2 protein-coding genes are annotated in these 2,166 nt (G+C 36.9%); one reads left to right on the forward strand and one right to left on the reverse strand.

Annotation, left to right across the window (positions count from 1 at the left end; all coding sequences use genetic code 11):
- The coding region (locus GW12_RS12085) for a TorF family putative porin (RefSeq protein WP_034587841.1) at positions 1-339 on the reverse strand (339 nt) is incomplete at its 3' end.
- A gap of 497 nt (positions 340-836) precedes the next feature.
- On the opposite strand from GW12_RS12085, the gene GW12_RS12090 reads away from it, so the two are divergent.
- A complete protein-coding gene (locus GW12_RS12090; RefSeq protein ID WP_034587843.1) occupies positions 837-2,150 on the forward strand; it encodes an OprD family outer membrane porin in 1,314 nt (437 codons plus the stop codon).
- Positions 2,151-2,166: the final 16 nt, after the last annotated feature.

Consider the following 2,166-nt stretch of genomic DNA (forward strand, 5'->3'; position numbering starts at 1 on the left):
GTCGGAGAGGATGTCAAAACTCCAGTTCTCATTTAACTCATGGCCATAACCAATATAGAAATCATGTTCAAACCCATGATTCTGGCTTTCATCAGAAGGATCATAATTTAAGGTTGAACCCCAATACCCAGCAAATACGCCGCTGTTATGCGCATACTCCACTCCCAGCTGCACTGCCGGATTATCATTCTCCTCACCACCGCGATAAATATATTTATTGACCACACCAACGCTTGCCGAAACTTCACCATTTGCAAAGGTTGAAGCATCCTGTGCACCAGCAACAGAAGCCATGGTTGCAAATAATAAAAGTAGGCTAAATTTAGGCAGTTGAGACATGGAGACCCTCTTTTTCGCGTCAACATAAACGCGCAAGAAACAAGAAAGCGTGAATAATAAAGTTTTACCAAAAGGTTGAATAGTAAAAGTGTATGGGTTTAGCCGATATAAAATTATAAAAGCTCCCTAAAAATGAAAATTGAAAGATTGCTAAATCATGTTTAAAGATAAAAATGAACAAATAAAAGCGCATTAAAATGAAAATCGAGAAAATCAATAGCTACTTTGCAACAGGAACTTCATAGTTGAACATTCAACTATTTTTAAATTTCATTCTATATTTTATTGTTTTATATATCATTTTTACCTTTTGGCAAAAAATTATTTTAAAAGCTGTAACTCAATTGTGAATAAAAAGTAATAAAAACTAAACTTTAGTTTAAAAATTGCCATAAAAACGATATTTTTTATCAGATTAATTATACAATTTGGTTAATTTCTGCCTGTTCTTTGCCCGAACGCAGTCCTTTGAAAAACATATATGAGGCTCTCTCCCCATGTTAAAGACACAAAAACTTGCATTAGCAGTTTTAGTTAATGCTGCTCTTATTTCCACGGCTTATGCCAGTGAACAAAGTAAAGCAAAAGGCTTTGTAGAAGATGCCGAAGGTACAGTACTGTTCCGTACCGGTTACTTAAGCCGCGATTTTAAAGACGTGCCCCAAGGAGCGGATACTAGCTCTTTTGCCCAAACCGCTATGTTTAAACTGGATTCAGGCTTTACCAAAGGTGTTGTAGGCTTTGGTGCCGGCATCATTGGTGATGCATCTTTCAAATTAGGCAACAATAAACATGCTGGCAATGGCATGATTCCACGTGAAACAGGTTTAGATGAAAATGGTGTACCAACGAAAGGGCTTGGGGATACCTATGATCATTGGGCACGTGGTGGTGCTTATGTAAAAGCACATGTTTCTAATACCACTGCTGTCTACGGTACGCAAATTCTAGATCTTCCTGTCCTTGCATCAAATACAGCTCGTTTGGTGCCTGAATATTTTGAAGGTGTATTAGTTACCAGTAATGAAATTGATAACTTGTCACTGACTGCCGGTAAATTTACTAAAAACCAGTACTCAGACCAAATCAACAGTGATGGTCGTAATTTAGATCGTGCAGTTGTATGGGGCGCAAAATATAAATTTAATGATGCCTTAAATGCTTCTTATTATGGTACAGATGTTCAAGATCGTTTAGAACGTCATTATGTGAATGCAAACTACACCTATGCTTTATCAGAAGATAGCAGTTTAACTCATGATTTCAGCGGCTATCATACTGAATGGGATAAAGAAGCTGAGGCTTCTTCCTCACGTTTAGGTAAAGATTCATCTGATCGTAGCAATAACATCTGGGCGCTTTCTAGTACCTATAATAAAGGCCCTCATAGTGTAATGTTGGCTTATCAACAAAGTACTGGTAATACTGGTTACGCATATGGTGAAAATGCTGATGGTAATCAAAGTATTTATTTACCAAACTCTTATCTGTCTGACTTCAACGGTCGTGACGAAAAATCAGCTCAAGTTCAATACAATTTAGATTTTTCTAAATATGGTATTCCTGGACTGAACTGGACTTCAGCATTTGTTTATGGCTGGGATATTGATACAGATACTGATAACAATGCAAAAGAACAAGAGTTTTTCAATCAAGTGAAATACACTGTTCAATCTGGTTTTGCTAAAGATACTAGCCTTCGTCTACGTTATTCGCACTATCGTAATGATTCTGCTTATGCTAATGATTATTACCTGCCTGACACCAATGAATGGCGTATCTGGTTAGATATTCCTGTGAAATTATTCTAACCTGAGTTCGATATAA

This window comes from Acinetobacter sp. HR7, from assembly GCF_000773685.1.
GTDB classification, from domain to species: domain Bacteria; phylum Pseudomonadota; class Gammaproteobacteria; order Pseudomonadales; family Moraxellaceae; genus Acinetobacter; species Acinetobacter thermotolerans.